14 protein-coding genes are annotated in these 19,412 nt (G+C 44.2%); 3 read left to right on the top strand and 11 right to left on the bottom strand.

The genetic code is table 11. The features are described from left to right. Positions 1-42 precede the first annotated feature (42 nt). From addA to V6B33_RS07490, 9 genes are all read right to left on the bottom strand, one after another. Positions 43-3,813: a helicase-exonuclease AddAB subunit AddA gene (addA, locus tag V6B33_RS07530; protein WP_334217143.1), complete on the bottom strand. Its 3,771-nt coding sequence runs from the start codon at positions 3,811-3,813 to the stop codon at positions 43-45. Continuing rightward, a complete protein-coding gene (addB, locus tag V6B33_RS07525; protein ID WP_334217142.1) occupies positions 3,806-7,294 on the bottom strand; it encodes a helicase-exonuclease AddAB subunit AddB in 3,489 nt (1,162 codons plus the stop codon). The genes addA and addB overlap by 8 nt, the downstream gene beginning before the upstream one ends. Before the next feature lie 252 nt (positions 7,295-7,546). Then, a complete protein-coding gene (locus V6B33_RS07520; RefSeq protein WP_334217141.1) occupies positions 7,547-8,095 on the bottom strand; it encodes a GNAT family N-acetyltransferase in 549 nt (182 codons plus the stop codon). A gap of 427 nt (positions 8,096-8,522) precedes the next feature. Then, a complete protein-coding gene (locus V6B33_RS07515; protein ID WP_334217699.1) occupies positions 8,523-9,608 on the bottom strand; it encodes an endonuclease in 1,086 nt (361 codons plus the stop codon). A 373-nt stretch (positions 9,609-9,981) separates the two neighbouring features. Further along, positions 9,982-11,157 (bottom strand): thiolase family protein, encoded by a 1,176-nt coding sequence (locus V6B33_RS07510; protein ID WP_334217140.1) that lies wholly within the window; start codon positions 11,155-11,157, stop codon positions 9,982-9,984. A gap of 48 nt (positions 11,158-11,205) precedes the next feature. Beyond that, positions 11,206-11,949 (bottom strand): 3-oxoacyl-ACP reductase FabG, encoded by a 744-nt coding sequence (gene fabG / locus V6B33_RS07505; protein WP_334217139.1) that lies wholly within the window; start codon positions 11,947-11,949, stop codon positions 11,206-11,208. A 271-nt stretch (positions 11,950-12,220) separates the two neighbouring features. Beyond that, positions 12,221-12,781 (bottom strand): signal peptidase I, encoded by a 561-nt coding sequence (gene lepB, locus V6B33_RS07500; RefSeq protein WP_334217138.1) that lies wholly within the window; start codon positions 12,779-12,781, stop codon positions 12,221-12,223. Next, positions 12,778-13,419, bottom strand: a complete 642-nt coding sequence (locus V6B33_RS07495) for a TVP38/TMEM64 family protein (RefSeq protein ID WP_334217137.1) — start codon at positions 13,417-13,419, stop codon at positions 12,778-12,780. Before V6B33_RS07495 ends, lepB begins: the two co-directional genes overlap by 4 nt. Positions 13,420-13,695: 276 nt before the next feature. Then, complete coding sequence (locus V6B33_RS07490; RefSeq protein ID WP_334217136.1) at positions 13,696-15,669, bottom strand: S9 family peptidase; 1,974 nt, start codon at positions 15,667-15,669, stop codon at positions 13,696-13,698. 243 nt (positions 15,670-15,912) lie between these two features. Between V6B33_RS07490 and V6B33_RS07485 the strand changes: the two genes are divergently transcribed. Then, the gene (locus V6B33_RS07485) at positions 15,913-16,317 is read left to right on the top strand and encodes a hypothetical protein (RefSeq protein WP_334217135.1); all 405 of its coding nucleotides are present in this window, start codon (positions 15,913-15,915) and stop codon (positions 16,315-16,317) included. Positions 16,318-16,360: 43 nt separating this feature from the next. Here the strand turns inward: V6B33_RS07485 and V6B33_RS07480 are convergent, their stop codons facing one another. Continuing rightward, positions 16,361-16,906, bottom strand: coding sequence for a competence protein ComK (locus V6B33_RS07480; protein WP_334217134.1), 546 nt, complete (start codon positions 16,904-16,906; stop codon positions 16,361-16,363). 198 nt (positions 16,907-17,104) lie between these two features. Between V6B33_RS07480 and V6B33_RS07475 the strand changes: the two genes are divergently transcribed. Together V6B33_RS07475 and V6B33_RS07470 are read left to right on the top strand one after the other, a co-directional pair. Next, positions 17,105-17,344, top strand: coding sequence for an IDEAL domain-containing protein (locus V6B33_RS07475; RefSeq protein WP_334217133.1), 240 nt, complete (start codon positions 17,105-17,107; stop codon positions 17,342-17,344). Between the two features lie 114 nt (positions 17,345-17,458). Then, a complete protein-coding gene (locus V6B33_RS07470) occupies positions 17,459-18,121 on the top strand; it encodes a DUF421 domain-containing protein (RefSeq protein ID WP_334217132.1) in 663 nt (220 codons plus the stop codon). Between the two features lie 22 nt (positions 18,122-18,143). Here V6B33_RS07470 and V6B33_RS07465 read toward each other — a convergent pair whose 3' ends face one another. Further along, positions 18,144-19,412, bottom strand: a complete 1,269-nt coding sequence (locus V6B33_RS07465) for a M48 family metallopeptidase (RefSeq protein WP_334217131.1) — start codon at positions 19,410-19,412, stop codon at positions 18,144-18,146.

Here is a 19,412-nt window from a genome sequence, read left to right as displayed (position 1 = left end):
AAGCCGCTTCAAAGATGATCTCATCCCGAAGCGGCTTTTCTATTACAGCTCCAGCAGATGTCCCCCGTCAAAGAAATACAGGTATTTTTCTGAAACTGTTTCTTTCCATATTGATTCCAATGCTCTTGTGTACAGTTCTATTTGGACTTTATAGCGATTTTCAAGGATTTCTTTCGCTTCCTCAAATCCATTTTTATAGCGGTCATGAATACCGTCTGTTTTATAATCCAGCAGAACAATGCCTTTTTCGTCCCTGAACACACAATCGATTACCCCTTGCACGAGAATGGTTTCTTCAGCAGCCTCTTCCCCGGTATCGGAAATCTCCCTTAAAGGGACGCTCATACTGAATGGAATCTCTCTTTGAATATTCTCTGCTTTCAACATCCTTTGACCGATTTCACTCTCCATGAAATCAAGGATATGATCGACAGATACCGATTCACTCTGATCTTCCGTGAAGATTTCTCTTCTGACAAGATCTTTCAGCAGTGTGCCGATCTGCTCTTCTGATGGCATCCCGCCTGAAAATGAAATATGCTGCATGACAATATGCATGGCAGTCCCCTTCTCAGCAGGAGACAATTCTTTGGACTGCATGAAGGCAGGTCGATTATAGACGGGTTTCTGCTGACGTCTGAGTAATTCCACACTCGAAGCTTCATCTCTAATTTCATACATCCGTTTCAACTCGGATACGGACTGTTTCGAACGAAGGCTTGCAGCCCGCATGTTTGGATACGTCCAAGAGAGACGTGCAAGGACTTCATCTTTATGACTTGTCTCTGAATCAACTCCTTTCCCCTCGTTCACTTTGTCTTTCCAATCACCATCTGTTCCTTCGAGAGGTTGATTCTCAGCAGTCAGTTCTGACTTGTGAATGGGCGTGACTTTCCAGCACGAAGGATGAACAATCATTTCCTGTTGCCCGTCCATCCCGGTGAGCTCTCCTCCATTGAGCTCTACACATTGCGGATGGCGCATGAGTGAAGGTCCGATCCAATCAAGGTAGGAACTTGCCCCTGACCGTTCATGATCCGGCAGCAGCCATTCCCTTTCATTCATTGCCCCTTTCCATTTCTTCAATGATTTCTCTAAGCTTTTGACTGTTCCAACGAGAAAAAGTTTCTCTTTAGCCCGGGTCAAGGCCACGTACAGAACCCGCATTTCCTCTGATATGGCTTCCATCCGCTTCTTCCGTTTAAAAGCCAGCTGTGGGAGAGACGGATAGCTTATCCGTTTATCAGGGTCAGTATATTTACTTGCCAGACCTAAATCTTTATCCAATAAATAAGAGGCATTCAAGTCCATCAGATTGAATTGCTTGGAAGTGCCTGCCACAAAGACCACCGGAAATTCAAGCCCTTTACTGGAATGGATCGTCATTAAGCGGACGACATCTTCCTGTTCACTAAGGGCCCTTGCCACCCCTAAATCATCTCCCCGCTCTCTCATCCGATCAATGAATCGAAGGAATCTGAATAATCCCCTGAAAGTCGTCTCTTCATATTGCCGGGCGCGATCATACAGTGCACGAAGATTCGCCTGCCGCTGCTTTCCACCGGCCATTCCCCCGACATAATCATAGAACCGGGTATCACGGTATAACTGCCAAATCAGTTCGGTGACAGAACCCTGACGTGCTCTGGTGCGCCAGCGGTCGAGCTGATAGGTAAACAGTTTTACCTTTTCAAATGTTTCCTCGTCACTTGAACGTGCCGGCTTCTGTGAAGCAAAATTCTTTAATGCGTCATAATAGCTGCCTGCTCTTGAATGAATGCGAATACTCGCTAACCCCTCTTCATCGATGCCAACTATCGGAGACCGCAGAACCGATGCAAGCGGGATATCCTGATACGGGTTGTCGATCACTTTGAGCAGAGACAACATGATTGATATTTCCGTTGCATCAAAATACCCTGTAGACAAATTCGCATAAATCGGAATGCCCTGACGCTTAAATTCTTCCATGATTTCTGCTGCCCACGGCATTGAACGAAGAAGGATCACGATGTCTTTATATTGAATCGGTCTTTCTGTGTTTGTTTTCGTGTTATAAACAGGAGTCCTTTCTTCAATCATCCTTCTTACTTCCCCTGCCATGTATCTTGCTTCAAGCACAGATTTTTCAATATCCTCTTCATCAAAAAGGGACAGATCCCCGTCTTCGGGTGAAGCCGGAGCCTTTTCTGAGGTATCCTGATCGATCAGGGCAACCTCTATAGGATGGTCCCTTTCTTCCGGATACGGTGCTCCCTTCACCAATTCCGCTTCCTTGCTGTATTCCATCTCACCGACTGATTCACCCATGATCTGCTTGAACAAAAAATTCGTTCCATCCAGAACCTCTTTACGGCTCCTGAAATTTTGAGACAAGTCAATTTTCAATCCTGATTCCCCGCTGTGAGGAAGAAAACGATTATATTTTGTCATAAACAGATTAGGCTCTGCCAGACGGAATCGATAGATGGACTGTTTCACATCCCCTACCATAAACCGGTTGCCCGTCTTCTCTTCTACCCCGGTAATCAGGAGAAGGATCGACTCCTGCACCATATTGGTATCCTGATACTCATCAACGAGTACCTCTTTGAATTTGTTTTTATATTGCAGAGCCGCTTCAGACGGTTCGAGCATCTCCCCGCGGCCGGGTTCCCTCAAGATATCCAGACAGAAATGCTCAAGGTCGGCAAAATCCACAAGACCCTTCTCTTCCTTCACTGCTTTGAAGCGATGCCCAAACTCAATGACAAGTTCTGATAACGTCCGAATGACAGCTTTCATATTTTTCATATCTGCAAGGAATGACTCCGGTTTTCTTAAAAAGAACTCTTCCTGCAGCTTTTCAATCATTTTCTTCCCATGGTCCCGCAATTTCTTTGCCTCGTCCACGAGATCTTTATCAAATTCGTCACCGCGGCAAGCTTTCAACTTAGTGAAATGAAGATCCTGCATTTTCTCATAAAGAGCATTCCATGAACGCTTAGCTGATTCCAAAAGCCCATCTGCCAGCGCGAGGTCATCCAGGAAGTTATGAGCTCTTGGAGATGGACCGCCCGGCACCTTCGTCAAATCAAGAGCCTGCTGGAACAAGGTCCTGGCTCCTTGCAATTGAAGGCTTATATCCACCTCGAGAGGCTCTATGAACGAAAGATTGTCAATGTCCGTATCGTCACCGATCTCATACATCGATGTTAAATTGCTCAGCCATTTGTCAGGATTCGGGTGTGAGCGTGAGAAATCATACAATTTCCTGATCATCTCTTGAAGAGCACCGTCACTTCGGTCGTTGGTATAGGTGTCAACCAGTCTGAAAAAGGCGGTATTATCTCCCTTCCCGTATTCCTCTTCAAATAATTCATCCAGTACTTCATCACGAATCAGATCACCTTCTGTTTCATCTGCAATCCGAAAACCGGGATCGATGTCGATTAGATAATAATATTTCCGGATCACCTCCAGACAAAACGAATGCAGTGTTGAAATCGATGCCCGGTTCAATAAGCTCAGCTGCTTTCTGAGATGTGTGGATTGGGGATCTTCATCAATCGCTTTCTCGAGCGCCTGTCCGATACGGTGTCTCATTTCAGCAGCAGAAGCATTAGTAAAGGTAACGACCAGCAGTTCATCTACATCCAACCGGTCTTCTTCTGAAAGGATGCGCTGAATGATCCTTTCCACCAAAACAGCCGTCTTCCCTGACCCTGCAGCAGCTGCTACCAGGATATCCTGTCCTTTTGCCCAAATGGCTTTCCACTGATCATCTGTCCACGTAACATCTGCAGGTTTTACCGGAATGGCGAAATTACTCATTTTCATTTACCTCCTCTCTGACTTTTGCCAGCAGATCTTCCGCTTTTGCTGATGGCAGAACTCTGAATTCATTTTCTTCCAATGACTGATCGAATTGACAGACTGGCCGGTACGAACAGAATTGACACGGGGTCCTGTCTTTAAGTTTATAAGGTGTAATCTCAGTGGCACCTGAAACAATGCGGTTACCCGCTTTTTCATAAAGTTTCCTCACATGCTGCCGCATAAAATGGAAGTCTTCCTTCGAAGCGGCCTTTGACCTTGAAGATAAACTTCCGTCTTTTTTAATCCCTGCCGAGACAATATCAGAGTTTCCTGTATCCAGCGTTTGATCCATCAAGCGGATGATGTCTGTGTCACCCAAAACAAGCCCCTTCATCTTGAAGCTTTTGAAGATTTCTTTTTCTATCTGATCCAGGGTCAGGATCTTTTTACTGTTGATCATCGGATTATGAACATGGAAATACATTACACCTGCAGGCTGCGCTTCCTTTCCCACAAACTGTTTGGAGTGGGATAATACTATATCCAAATAAGTCAGCATTTGCAGGGCGAGCCCATAATAAACCTCTGTCATATCAAGGTCTCTTGTACTTGATTTATAATCGACGATACGCAGATACACACCGTTTTCATCTTCCGCTTTATCCACCCGGTCGATCCTCCCCTGAAGCTCCATCTTCGTTCCGTTTCGCAATTGAAACTGAAATGGAGGAAGGGCGGCATTCGGTCCGAATCCCAACTCGACCCCGACTGGAACAAATCCGCTCGCTTTCGCATGTTCACTCAGGATGAGGCTGGCCCGGCTGATGATATGCTCAAGCTTCTTTGCAATGTAATGATGTCGGTTAGAGCTCAGCAGGATTTGATGCTGTAATTTTGGTGCAAGCATCGCTACCGCATCCTTTGCTAATTGCAGGCACTGCCCCTTAGAAAGCGTTGACCATGTCAGTCCGTGACGCTCCACTTCTTCCGAGATCCATTTCAATGCGGAGTGGAACATCTCCCCTATATCAGGCGCTTCAAGCTTAAAGAACTCCCTTTCGCGAAGCTTCAAGCCATGGCTGGCGAAGTGTGAGAAAGGGCAGCTGTTAAACAATTCCATCCTTGAAACACTCGCAAGAATATGATCGCCATACAGGTCTTTACTCGTTCCCTCAGTCAGTGAATCCGCTCTGTTTTCATAAAATAAACTCGATAAGATATGCTGTGCCTGCCACTTCCATTCAGGAGAAGACGCATAGAAGTTGTATACATCCCACCAGAAATCATAGATGGGGTATTCACGTTTCTTCAGCTGCAGCTGTGAAGTCAAATGTGAAATCGTGACATTTGGATGACACACATAGTGCAGCTGGTCTTCCTCCGGCAACTCGGACGGCTCATTGATCAACAGTTTCGTTCCTGCATCAGGAAACATTTCTCTCAGCCTTTTAATATACGAAGAAGGAAGAAGCGCTTTCCCTTCCTCATTTGCAATAGGGTAACTGATGAACAATTTCCTGCTTGGAGTCGTAAAAGCTTTATATGCAATAAATTCTTCATCGAGCAGCTTTGTTCTATTCGTTGGTGCTATCTTGAAGCCTTCCTGAAGGAGTGATTCCCTATCCTCTTCTGACAACACACCATCTTCATTCATCTTTGCAGGAAGCACTCCATCATTGACCCCGATGATAAAGGCAGATTTAATATCAGCAAGTCTTGATTTTTCCAGATCGGCAATGATGACCTGGTCAATCGCCGGAGGAACCAGCGAGAACTTCATCGACTCTATTCCGGCATCCAGAATCGAGGTGAATTTCTTAACTGACGTCACTTCTTCCCCAAGCATTTCGACATATTGATCCAATAACTCAATGACTGCGCTCCACGCTTGATCATGCTCCCTCGCAGCAACCAGGTCGCCACGCTCTTCAGCCTGTATCCTTAAACGCTCGAGCTTCGCGGGAATGTCCAATTCTTCTAAATAGAGATAAAGAGTCTCGCAGAATTCCCTTCCCGTTCTTTGTTTCTTCAAGCGTTTGCCAAGGCGGACGATCGGAGCGGAAATAAATAATCTCAGTTCGTTTATTTCGTGCTCAAGCTCCCTTTCCTTGTCCGTTTGAGGGGCATCCACATGTTCAAGACCCCTGAAGCGCCGGTATTTCCAGCGTTCTTTATTCGTCCAGCGTTCACCCTGAATGCCGTAAGCCAGTACGTAATTCTCCAGGCGGTCCATCTGCTCCCGAAGTTCAGCCGGGTCCTTATGGTAAGGGAAAAGCAAGTCCGTCTTCACTGCCCTGAACACAGGTTCATACCGCCAATTTGAATTCATGATTTCAAGTGATGAACGAATCAATTCTATAAGAGGATGGTTCAGCATTGTCCGCTTCTGATCAAGGAAAAACGGAATCTCGTAATCTTGGAAGATAGTTTCTATTTTATCCCGGTAATCCTGACTATTCCGTACAAGGACAGCAATATCTTTATATCTGTATCCCTCGAGGCGGGCGAGCTTTCTTATTTCTCTCGCAATACCTTCCACTTCTGCCCGGCGGTTGGATGCCTCGAGAAACATGATTGATTCCCTGGTATCCCCTTCCGTATAAGAAGCAGCCGGACGTTCTTCAAAGTGCTGCTCCATGTGCTCCATTAATTTATTTCTGAACCGGATCGGTTTAACGAATACTTCTTCTTCAATGGACTGATGCGCTCTTTGACATATATCCTGCAGCGTGTGGTACGTTTCATTCGTCATCCGGAACAAGCTCAACTCATTCACTGCCCCAAGCTGCTGCTCCGGATCTGCAGTAAGTGCGATGGTCACCTTCCTGCTGTGCTGTATGAGCTGATCGATGATGAGGTATTCCTGTGGAGTGAAGCTGTGAAAACCATCAATATAAATTTCGGCATCTTTAAGAAGCTCAGAGTTCTTCACATTATCAGCAAGGAGCTGAAAATAATCCTCTGAGTCGATGTATTTTCCAAAAAGCTTCTCTTCGAACTTTCCATAAATAAGTTCCAGATCATGGAGCTTATCCTTTAATACCTTGGATTGCCCCTGTTCCTGTTTGAAGTCCCCCAGCTCCTGAGGCTTTATGCAATACCTTTTGAATTCTGTCAGCATTGCTTCCACATGGTCAATAAAACCCGGCTTTTCCGATGCTTTTGAAAAAATCTGCAGGTTGTCTTTATTTTCTTCAATGATTTTTCGAATCATCATATTTAAGCCGGCATTGGATAGATGATAGCGGCTCATCCCCCCGGTTTCCTGAAGGATCTTCCAGGCCAGCCTCGTAAAGCTGAACACCTGCGCGCGTATCATCCCATTCAACCCCGGAGTATTGACTAATTCATATTCCGATATAAATGACATTTGATCAGGTACAAGATAAATGATAGGATCGCCATCCGGCTGATCGAGCAGCTTTTCTTTAATTTCTGACAGCATCCCGTAGCTCTTACCCGTACCTGCACGTCCCAGCAAAAATCTGACAGCCATGCCCTCACCCCTTCTTCTTATGTAATCTATTATAGCCAACAGGTTCTATAAATTTTTGTATAGGTCCATTATAAACGATTTTCACTCTGAACAAATCCTTCCTGCTTCAATCTTCCTTGAAAATATTTGGGAGTTTCTCTTGATTGTCAGAGATATCTGCAGCGGGGAAAGGAATCAGGTATGCAGCCATATTTCACCCCGGGAATGTCCTTAATGAAAAAGTATCATAGTAAAAAAGAAAAAAGAAGGAGATCATCCTTCTCTTCTGCGGCTATTCCATTCATCGGCTAACATCCCATAAAGCAGCATATCATGGCGGCTTCCGTCTCTCTGAAGAAATTCCCGGAAGCTGCCTTCTTTCGTGAATCCGAGACTTTCATACAAGCGGATGGCCCGTGTATTATAAGAAAACACTGTTAACTGCATACGATGTAAGTTGAGTTCACTGAATGCGTATGCAAGCAGACATTCCATCGCTTCCCTGCCATACCCTTTGCCATGGTGGGCTTCTTCCCCGATTAAAATCGACAGACCTCCTACCCGATGTGCCCAAAGTATTCCGTCCAGCTCAGCATAGCCGATCAATCTGTCACTTTCTCTCAGCCTGATCGCCAGGCGAATCGAACGATGATCCTTCGCGCTGATCCATTTCTCCATATCATCATTAGACTTCGGTATATATGGAAGGGCATCCAATACTCGCTGAAGTTTTTCATTACGGCTCCATTTGACCAACAGCGGGATATCGCCTTCTTTAAAACCTGTCAGATAAAGATTCGTTCCAGTAAGTAGTTGTGTCATTAGTATTCACCTCGAATTATTAGTATTCTGGATAAAGGTGGGTTTATCCTTTATTGGGGAAGTAATCGGTGTGAATGTTTTGGTTGGGGTTTGGGGGGGTGGGAAAGGCAGCGATTTTTCGACAAGTAGCGCAATTATTTGGAATCCGGCGCAATTAATTGAAAACCCGCGCAATAATCTTGAAAGTGGAGCAATTATTCGATAACCAGCGCAATAAATCTCATTCTGGCGCAATTAAGATAATGAGTCACTAACACAGCGTCGTGTACTCTTCCAGAACACATAGTCACCTGTATTTTTTCTCCTCCTATAGACTAAAAATCTCAAATTCACACCCTTTCATGCTCATTTCCTGAACTGTCCACCTTGGTTTTATCAAAAACGCCTGGGACTTACATTCAGTCCCAGGCGTCCTATCAATATCTGCTCACCAGATCATCTCTGCCCATTCCGGATGGTCGATAAATGGGTTCCGGTTTCCTTGATACTGCTCAAAGATGATATTATTTCTGCGTATATCCCTGGAGTCTACCGGATCTTCTTCATGCCAGTCCAGCAGTACAGAAATTTTCCCGTGATAAGGGGCACTTCCGTTATTCACATCATTATTCAGTTCGAGATCTGCTTCACCGCTGTCGCCTTCATAACGTACTGCCATGTAGAAAATCATCCTGGCGACGTCCCCCTTCACTTCATCCCGGGGTTCCCACGAATCGCCGTCATAATAATTTCCGGGGGCTTCATTATGCTCATTTCCTCCATTGTCAAAATCAAGATTCCCTCTTGTGGAATTCACTGTTACATCGGTTGGCCGCAAATGATGAAGGTCAGTCCCCGGCCCCTGTGCAGTACCGAAGTCACCATGTGATTTCGCCCATACGTGTTCGCGGTTCCAGTCGTCCACCCCGCCGCCGTTGGTGAATTTAGATTGTGAGCGGCCAGAGTATAACAAGAGAACATTGTCTGAGTTTCCGGGATCTTCGTCTGTATTGCGGAGAGCACCCCATACTTCACTGTAAGAAAGTGTGGTGTGGTCATCGATAATATTATGCAGTGCTGATTTAAGAGCTGAGCCTGCTTTTCCATCTGCTGGAGTATAGTATTCATCATAGGACGGCGGATCGCCTGGGTCTGTATCTCCCTGTACCTCTTCAAAGGCAGACGTCGATTTCACTCCGGGATGTGAGAAATAATCTGTCAGATTTCCGGTCACTTTAAGCTTTTGATACATCAGTTCCGGGTTGCTTTGCAATCCATAGCTTGAACGAAATGAGGAAGGTATCTGTACATAGACCATTTGAGATGTATTGGTTTCCGATTGGGAATCAGCAAGTGCGAGTGCATAATCATTAGGGAAATTGCCGGTCACGACACTTGTTTGTGAAACAGGCTGCCCTACTACGTATCCTTCAACGGTATAGGCTGCCCCTGTTTGGTTCGAGATTGCCTGACTTACTGAAAAAGGTGAATCCCAACTGCCGCTTCCGGCTGCATCGATTTTGTCCAGCCGCATTCCACTGAAAACAAATAAAAACATGACGATCACAGTGAGGGTACTGACCACTTTTCCTGAAAACTTTTTCAATCGTAACGCCTCCTTAGTTATGGTACGTATTTAGCGTACAATAGAAAATTTGAATCGGGGTTAAAATAGTGTAAATTTTCTAAAATAAGTAAATTGGAGCATTGGTCTCATCATTTAATCGGTAGAAAAGACCTCAATGGTTTAGGTAGTAATTCAGCTCCTTTTCATACAAAAAACCCCAGCGATCATCTAATTGTAAGAAAGAAAAAATCCGAAATGCCGGCTTTCTAAAAGCTTCATAACCATATGAAAAAAGCACCAGCCTAAGACTTTCGCTGGTACTCCTGCACTGCTATTAACCTTACATACTTTCGATCAAGACAGAAGCTCCCATGCCCCCTCCTACGCAAAGAGAAGCAATTCCTTTTTTCAGGTTCTGCCTCTTCAGCTCATGTACAAGTGAGACGGCGATACGGGCACCCGTGCACCCGACTGGATGTCCGATACTGATGCCGCTTCCATTTACATTTACTTTATTGCGATCTAAACCCAGCTCTTTTTCAACTGCCAGGTACTGGGCTGCAAATGCCTCATTGATTTCAAAGAGATCGATTTCATCCAACGTCCAGCTCCCATTCTGTAATCCTTTTTGAATGGCTGGAACAGGTCCGATCCCCATTATTTTTGGATCCACGCCTGCCACCGAGTATCCGGCAATTCGGGCAAGCGGTTTGAGCCCTCTCTTCTCTGCTTCCTCTTCACTCATCAGAATAAGTGCCGCTCCCCCATCATTCAGACTGGAAGAGTTTCCTGCTGTTACTGTCCCGCCCTCACGGAAAGCAGGCTTTAATTTAGCAAGCTTGTCTGCAGTCAATCCGGACCGCGGGCTTTCATCAGTATCGATTACTTTTTCCCCTCTGCGTTCCCTTACTGTCACAGGGACAATTTGGGAGTCAAAATAACTCTTCTCAATTGCATTGACCGCTCTTTGGTGACTGAGCATCGCGAATTGATCCTGGTCTTCGCGGGATATTTCGTGGCTTTCTGCCAGGTTTTCGGCGGTTTCTCCCATCATGATTCCGTGAATCGGATCCTCCAGGACTTCCCAGACCGAGTCTCGGATTTCACCATGCTGCATGCGCTGACCGAAACGATGCTGTTTTACTATATATGGACTTGAGCTCATTGCTTCAACTCCTCCCGCGAGGACAATATCCGAAAAGCCCGTCTGAATTTGCATGGCAGCAGAGATGATTGCCTGCATTCCGCTGGCACACTGCCTCTGTATCGTATATCCCGTCGTTGTATCATCAAAACCTGAAAGCAGCGCTGCCGTCCTGGCAGTATTCGGCTGGTCAGTGCGCTGAATACAGTGCCCCAGGATGACTTCATCTATATCACTGGGATTCAAGCCGCTCTGTTTGGCTGCTTCCTTCATTACAGGCACAATCAGATCTGTCGGCAGCAGGTCTTTGAATGCTCCCCCAAAGGCTCCGACTGGTGTACGGAGGGCTGATGTTATCACTATATTTCTCATATTTAACTTCCCCTTTCGATATATATGGATTTTTTCAGGATACTTCCTTTACATCATGATTCCTCCGTCTACATGGAGAACAGTGCCATTCACATAATCACTGTCATCGGATGCTAAGTATAAATAAGCTTTTGCAATATCTTCGGGCTTTCCCAGCCTGCCTAACGGGATCAACGATTTCATGCCTCCAATCACATTCTCAGGGACGCTCTCAACCATTCCGGTTTCAGTGAAGCCCGGAGCCACCGCATTGACATTAATCCCTTTACGCCCATGCTCTTTCGCCCACGTCTTGGTCATCCCTACGACAGCTGCTTTGGCTGCAGCATAGTTTGTCTGGCCGACATTCCCATACACACCGCTCACAGATGAAGTGTTGATGATTTTACCTTTCCCGTTTTCAATCAGATACGGAAGGACCGCTTGGGTACAATTGAACACCCCGGTCAAATTGACGTCGAGCACTTTTTGAAAGTTATCCGCTGACAGTTTGTGCAGCATGCCGTCTCTGGTAATGCCTGCATTATTGATGAGAATATCGATTTTCCCGAAATGCTCTTTGGCTTTTGCAGCAAAGCCGTCCACGGAAGACCGGTCCGCTACATCCCCTTGGAAGAATGCAGCTTTCCCCGCGCCGAGCCTATTCAATGTTCCCGCTTTATCTTCTCCGGTTTGGTCATCAAAATCAACAAGTGCAACATGACACCCCTCTTTCACAAATACTTCTGCTGCTGCATATCCTATTCCATTTGCAGCTCCAGTGATGAGAGCCACTTTACCTTCTAATCTCATGAAACTTCCTCCTTTTGAAGAATCTGCTCATCCAGGCAAATCGTAGACACAGGCATGCTGTATAATGGATGAAGACACTGTTTACACCTGAATTTGTCTGGTCATGCAATCCTTGGAACCGCTTTCTTCATCATTCTTTTTATGGTTTCGACAACATTTGTCCGAAGTCCTGCTTTCCCGGTTGTTTCAATCGATTCCGTTCTGTTGAATTCATTCATCCATAAAAAAAAGAGTCTTGTTCATACTTCCTGAACAAAACTCTTTATGTGCGTCAATTCTTAAATTGCATATCCCATTCACTTATCGGCCAATACCTGAGATCAACTTTGCCGACAATCTTCTCCTGATCGACAAAACCGAAGTACCTGCTGTCCATGCTTCCCCTGCGGTTGTCACCGAGGACAAATACTTTTCCTTCAGGCACGGTCTTTTCACCGGTGATTTCTTCTATCGTAAAGTCACCGGTAAGTTTATTGCCGATGTATTCCTGCTTGAATTTCTCCAAATACGGTTCTGGATAATATTCACCATTGATGTATAGTTTGTCGTCTTTATATTCCACTTTATCACCGGGAAGCCCGATGATTCTCTTAACATAATCCTCATTTTCGTTTGCATGGAAGACCACTACATCGAACCGGTTCAGATCACCTAATTGGTAACCGATTTTGTTTACGACAAGCTTATTGCCATCTTCCAATGTCGGCAGCATCGACTCGCCTTCCACTACATAGTTTGAGAAAAGAAAAGTTCGAATGACAATAAAAATGATCAACCCGATTCCCAGAGCTTTAATCCATTCAAGACCTTCTCTTTTTACCTCATCTCTCAATTTGATTCCTCCTGCTTTTTCCGTTCAATTCTTTGGTCGATATCCAACTTTTTATTTAAACGTATTTCTATTTGTTTTCCCACAATCCATAATATAAAGATAATAACCCCTACGATTACGGTGCGCATAGGCTTTTGCACTAATGATATAATATCATACCCAATGAAGCTTATGGTAAATATCATCACCATTTTACCGGTTAAGACAGCAAGCATATATTGAGCGATGCTGATGCTTGATAAACCGGCAACGACGTTCACCAGTGCAGAAGGAGTAAACGGGAAACATAAAAGTAAAAACAATGGACCGAATCCATGCTTGTCTACCCATCGAGTCAGCCTTTTCACTTGGCGGTTGTTTCTTAAAAAGCGAAACACCCGTGTATCCCCGTATCTTCTTACCAGCAAAAATACGAGAAGCGCACCTGCAGCTGCCCCTATCCAGGAAAAGAGAAACCCGAACCATAAACCAAAAGCGTTGGCATTTGCCATCACAAAGACAACTAATGGCAGGAAGGGAAGAAATGCCTCAAGCATTGGCAGCAGAATGCCGGCAAATGGCCCCAGTGCCTTGTACTGCTGAACCAGTTCCATTATATTTTCGAGGGTAAACCACTCTTTTATTGTATTAATATCCATAGTATATGTTTCCCCTTATACGACGATGAACAATTCTCATTCGTTTATCCGTAAACTTCTATTTCATCATATCATATCAATGATAGAATGCCATACTCGGTGTTCCGCTATTTAAACCTTTTCCTAAACTTGGCGGATTTAAACAGTCAATGATGTTTTTATGTATTTATCGGATTAAATCTCAGGAAGTTAATCGCGTCCTGTCGAGCAACCTGTCTCTTTACTAATATCACTAAATTAAAGACCGCCGCTTCTATTGAAACGGCGCCAGGTATGCTAGAGGTATTTCTGAAACCACTCGACGATCTCCCGGAGCCTTGCTTTTCGCAAGGAGGGTTTGCCGGTACGCGAAAGATTATGATTGGATTCTGGGAAACGTACAAATCTGGCATTTTTCCCATCCCTCTTCAAAGCGATATACAATTGTTCAGCCTGTTCAATCGGGCAGCGGTAGTCCTTTTCGCTATGCAGGATCAAAAGAGGCGTATCAATGTGCTGCACATAAGCCAGTGGAGAGTGCTTCCAAAGGCTTTCGATATCCTTTAATCCGCATTTCATTTGCCATTCAGAGAAATAGTAGCCGATATCACTCACTCCGTAAAAGCTGATCCAGTTGCTGATGGACCGTTGAGTGACTGCTGCTTTGAACCGGTCACTATGGCCGATGATCCAATTTGTCATAAATCCTCCATAGCTTCCTCCGGTCACTCCCAGCCTTGATTCATCAATCCAGTCATATTCCTTCAGTACATAATCGACCGCTGCCATGATATCCTCATAATCACCGCCTCCATAATCCCCCCTTACAGCATCGACAAACGCCTGTCCATACCCGTGACTGCCCCTTGGATTGATGTATAAGACTCCGTACCCCTTTGCTGCAAGCAGCTGAAGTTCATGGAAAAATGTATTTCCATACATCGTATGCGGTCCTCCATGAATCTCGACAATCAGCGGATACTTCTTTCCCTCCCCGGCATTTACCGGCTTCATGATCCATCCTTGTACATTGTGCCCTGTCGGTCCGGGATGCATAAATGATTCAGGCTTCGATAAGGTGCGTTCAGCCAGCCACCCCTCATTTGCGTCAGTGATTTTTCTCTTCTCTCCGGAAGGAACATGAAGCGTGTATAATTCTCCCGGCTCTACCGGCTTGCTCATCGCCAGTACCATCATCTGCGCGTCCGAATAAAAATCATATCCGTATATATGCTGCTCTTCTTCCAGCAGTGCCGGATATACCGACCCCTCTATGTGGGCATAGTAAAGAATCGTGTTTCCTCGATCGGATGCTATGAAATAAAAGCTTTCATTGTCCTTAGCCCACACGATGCCCGTTTGGGAGGATCCCTGGATACTGTCACTATTAAGATAATCTCCAACCGGCAAGTCCAATCCCTCTGTAAGCATAAATGAACTCCCGGTTTCAAGGTTGTACAGATACACTTTATTTTGAGTCGCATTCTGGAATTCACGTCCATGCCCGACATATGCAAGATACTTCCCATTCGGGGAAAAGCTTGATCCGCCGTAAAATCCCGGTCCTTCCGCCACTTTTCTGTATTCACTTTTCTCGACGTCCAATAGAAATAATTCCGAATCGAAAGAAAGGTCCTTATTCTCTTCCAGATTTACCGAATAGGCTATGAACCTTCCGTCCCCCGACCAGGCTTGCAGAGTATAGTCATGTTCGTCGTCAGTCAATCTTGTTATTTCTTTTGTCTCAAGATCCACAAGGACCATCTGTGTGTATCGATCATCGTGAAACCCGTTCTCATCTGATTTGTACTTCATTGATGAGGCGACGAACGGCTTTATTTTTTCTTCCCTTTCTTCTCGTTCTTCAAATGATTCACCTTTTTCCATCCGGATGCTGCATACGATCTTCCCCCCGCATGGTGACCACACGGGGGTGGAAACCCCGTTTCTTGAATGCGTTACTTGTTCTGCTTCCCCGCCCGTTCGACTAATCAAATACAGCTGGTTCACTCCCGATCTGTTTGAGATAAAGGCGATTCTCTCTCCATCACTCGACCATCTGGGAGAAGAAACCCGTTCATCTCTGAAAGTCCATTGACGTACTTCTCCCGTCTTGATGTTCTGACAGAATAATGCGGAAACATACTCATCCTTGTCTTCATCCATTAACGTCTGCACATAGATGACTTCTTTGCCATCAGGGGACAGCCGTGGATCAGATAATGCTTTTAATTGATAAAGATCATTTATTTCGATCCCTTGTCGGTTCATGACTTTTGACACCCTTTCTTCACTTATAGTAGCCTTGTTTTCTATTTCGACAATGGAAATTCATTTCCCTCCACTGATCAACAGACATCTTTCAATAAACCGTATGGATAAGAAACGGCTTCAGCTTTATACTAAAAACAAAATCCAAATTCTCCATTTTTCGCTATTGAAACTGCACACATTTCACCTTAAAATAGAACTACGAACATTTGTTCGATACAAAATGAAAAGGAGTCTTTTCATATGACACGAATCCCAGAGAATGACCGAAACGTTTTAGAACAGGCGATATATCTGCCCATGGTTCTGACTATCCTCAACCGGGACCTTCAAATTGTAGACAAAAGTCCCTTCAAACTCAAGCGTCCTTATTTAGAGTTGATAGAAGATACCATGAAAGTAATTCAGGGAGAGCTTGCTTACGTGAAGAAGTATATGAGGACAAACAAAATGAAGGTGGAAAGAATACAATCGGACGATGCGTTCACGATGTATATGTTTTTATATAAAGGCTACGAGGAACATCACAATTATTTCAACCCGCGTCTCAGAAACCGGGTGGAGGATTTAATGCGCCATTACCTGTTTCGCCGGTTTCTTGAATCCAAATCCCCTGCCGAAAGCCCGGATCACCCCCGCCAGGCCTGATGGTTTTACAAGCCTCCATACACATCAATTAAAAAAAGCGTGATTAGAGTGTCTCCTCACGCGTTTGTTTTGCTTTCATATAAAATGTTTTCATCGTGTATTTGCTTTCCATCTCTGAGATCCGCTGTGAATAGGCGGTTCGCAGGTTGGACGTTCGAAGCACCTGATTTTCAAATGAACTGCATGAAATCGGAACCAAATGGGATTCCCGGTTTTGAAAAGTCACAGAGGTTTGACCATTCCCGGCAGCGGAATAACTCGTTACATGGGAATGGGAGATCCATATACACTCACTTTTCACAGGAGAAGTAGTCGGAAATAAAAACATCGACATTTGGGGATTTAACATAATCGGTGCCTTATAAGAAATGCCAATCAGTTCTTTAGTCCCATCCTTTCTTCCTTGATATGAAGAACCGAAAAATTCACAGCTTTTCTTCAGGATGTCCATCGGTTTAAACGGAGAAAGAATAACATCCTCCATTTCAATGATTTCAGTAAATGTCTTCGCCCCATATTCAACGGGCTTTAACATCAGTGTATAAGGATTTACTTCATATTCTTCCAAAATTCGAGATTTCCCCTTCATATTCTCTCCTCCTTTTACATATTTCTCCAAAATAATACCATAAATATCAGAGAGTGTCTTCATTATTATTAAAAAATTCTGAAATTTTTTATCTTCTACTGACTCTGCTGTTAAAAATTATCTGAAAATTTAATTTTTTTGGTTGAATTTTTGCCACTTGTTCCATATACTAATAAAAAGAATTCAGAGGTGGTCGTAATGGAAAATAAGAAGTCCTATACCGAAATGATGAAAGCTTCTGCGATGACCCGGAAACGAAACGCCGAGAGGAACGTACTGGAAATTTATATTGATATGCTTCTATACGAAAGCATACTGACAACCCAGAAGACTAAGCTGTTGGAAGACATTGATGCAGCCCTCGATTGTAAAAATGAATCATTGTTTATGAAACTCACAGAAGAATTAAAAGAAGTCAATATCCGTTACGGATTATAACAAATGGCAGGCTCATATAAATGAGCCTGCCTTTCCTTTTTGCCCCGCACCAGGAATGGGTTTCTGTGAAATGGTGAAAGCTAATCACAAAACGATATGTATGGAGAGAACAACATGATATTCATCAAAGTACTTGTCCTTTATTTAATTACAATAGCAGCGATGCGCCTGATGGGAAAATCAACGATTGTCCAAATGACCCCTTATGATCTCGTAGCCATCATCATTGTGGGCACAATCGCTTCAGAGCCCCTCATAAGTACAAAGTTCTGGCCGACCCTCATTGCGCTGGTCATACTGGTGGGACTTCATGTCTTATTCTCATTCCTTACGTTAAGTCAATGGGGAAATAAGTTCTTCTTAGGTGAGCCGACCCTGCTGATTAAAAACGGCGAAATTCTCGAAGACAATCTGGAAAAGTCCAAGATTTCCCTCATTCAGCTGACATCCATTCTAAGAGCGAACGGCTACCCGAAAATCTCTGATGTGGATTATGCCATGCTTGAACCGATCGGGGAAGTGAGTGTCATCCCCAAAGTCGAAAATACACCGGTGACGGTACAGCATTTAAATTTAAAGATTGATGATGAAGGCCTGCCGATTTCTGTTATAGTCGACGGAAAGATTCAAAAACGGAATTTGCACCTTCTCGGTAAAAATCGGGACTGGTTGCTGGACCGATTATCAAGTGAAGGAATCCATCCAAAAGAAGTCATCTTTGCCTACATGACGGAAAAGAAGAAAAACCTTATCATCAGTAAAAGAGAAAAAGCCTAGTCATTTGACCAGGCTTTTTTGATTATTCCTTTTTCTCTTGTTCATATTTCTCCAGCATGTTCAAACGTTCCATCATCGTTGGATGTCCATAACGGAAAACCTTCACCAGCAGAGGCGGATTGACCTGCGAAAGCCCCACCTTCGACAGCTTCTGAAATGAAGTGATCGCCGCCTGCTTATCTTCTGTCAATTCAATCGCGTACCGGTCTGCACGTGTTTCCTGATAACGCGAAATCCAATTTGAAAACGGGCTGACAGTGAACATAAGCATTGAAGTAATCAGGAGGAATAAAGGCAATGAACTAAGACTGGATACACTTGAGACCTTGATACTATCCTTATAGTTCGCCACAATTCCCCTCATCAGCTTCGAGGCCAGGAATAAACCGAAGAACGAAAGCACTAAATATATGCCAATACCGATATAGATATGCTTTTCTACATAATGAGCCATTTCATGCGCCATCACAAAGAGAATTTCTTTATCTGTGAGCTTATCAAGAGTTGTATCCCACAGAACGATACGGGAATTCGATCCCACTCCATTTACATACGCGTTAAGTGAATTCGTCTTTTCTGACATATTCACCTCGAATACATGATCAGCCGGAATCTGTGCTTTGTCAGCAAGGGTCAGGATTTTCTGTTCAAGTGCTTGATCTTTTAATGGATAGAAATCATTATACAAAGGATCAATCACGACAGGCTGGATGAACATCATGAATATCGTAAACGGTACCGACAAAGCCCATGCGGCCAGCCACCATCTATTCTTAAACCGCTTCATTAGACCATAAAGCACAGAAATAATAATGAACATGATCAAATAGTTCACCCAGAAATCCGTCAATTCATCCTTCATCCACATCGGGAATGTCTGGGTTGAAATATGATAGGTTTTTGAAATTTTATACGAAATGAACTGCAAAGGGAAAATGGCAATAAATGAAGCAAGTGATAACCAGAATAAAAAGATTCCGGTCTGAAGGAATCCATTTTTCGTTGTACTTCTTGCCCATCTCTCAAATCCCCTCGAAACACCGAGAATCAGGATGAGAAAATAAAATAGCCATTCATAAGGTGTAGACAAAAAGAACAACAGGTTCTTGATTTTAGAAAATTCCTCACTCAGCATGATTTCCCTTTCATTCATGAACATCGCCGGATCAGCGCTGCTCCCCTTATACGCATCCGGCAGTGTTGAATCCGCCAGAAAAAACAAATACACATATAATAACAACCCCAGCAGCAAATAACCCAATACCGCCCGGAATGCCCACTTTCTTACCAA

Source organism: Mangrovibacillus sp. Mu-81 (assembly GCF_036867415.1).
Lineage (GTDB): Bacteria > Bacillota > Bacilli > Bacillales > Bacillaceae_B > Rossellomorea.
This window is presented reverse-complemented; position numbering and strand designations above follow the sequence as displayed.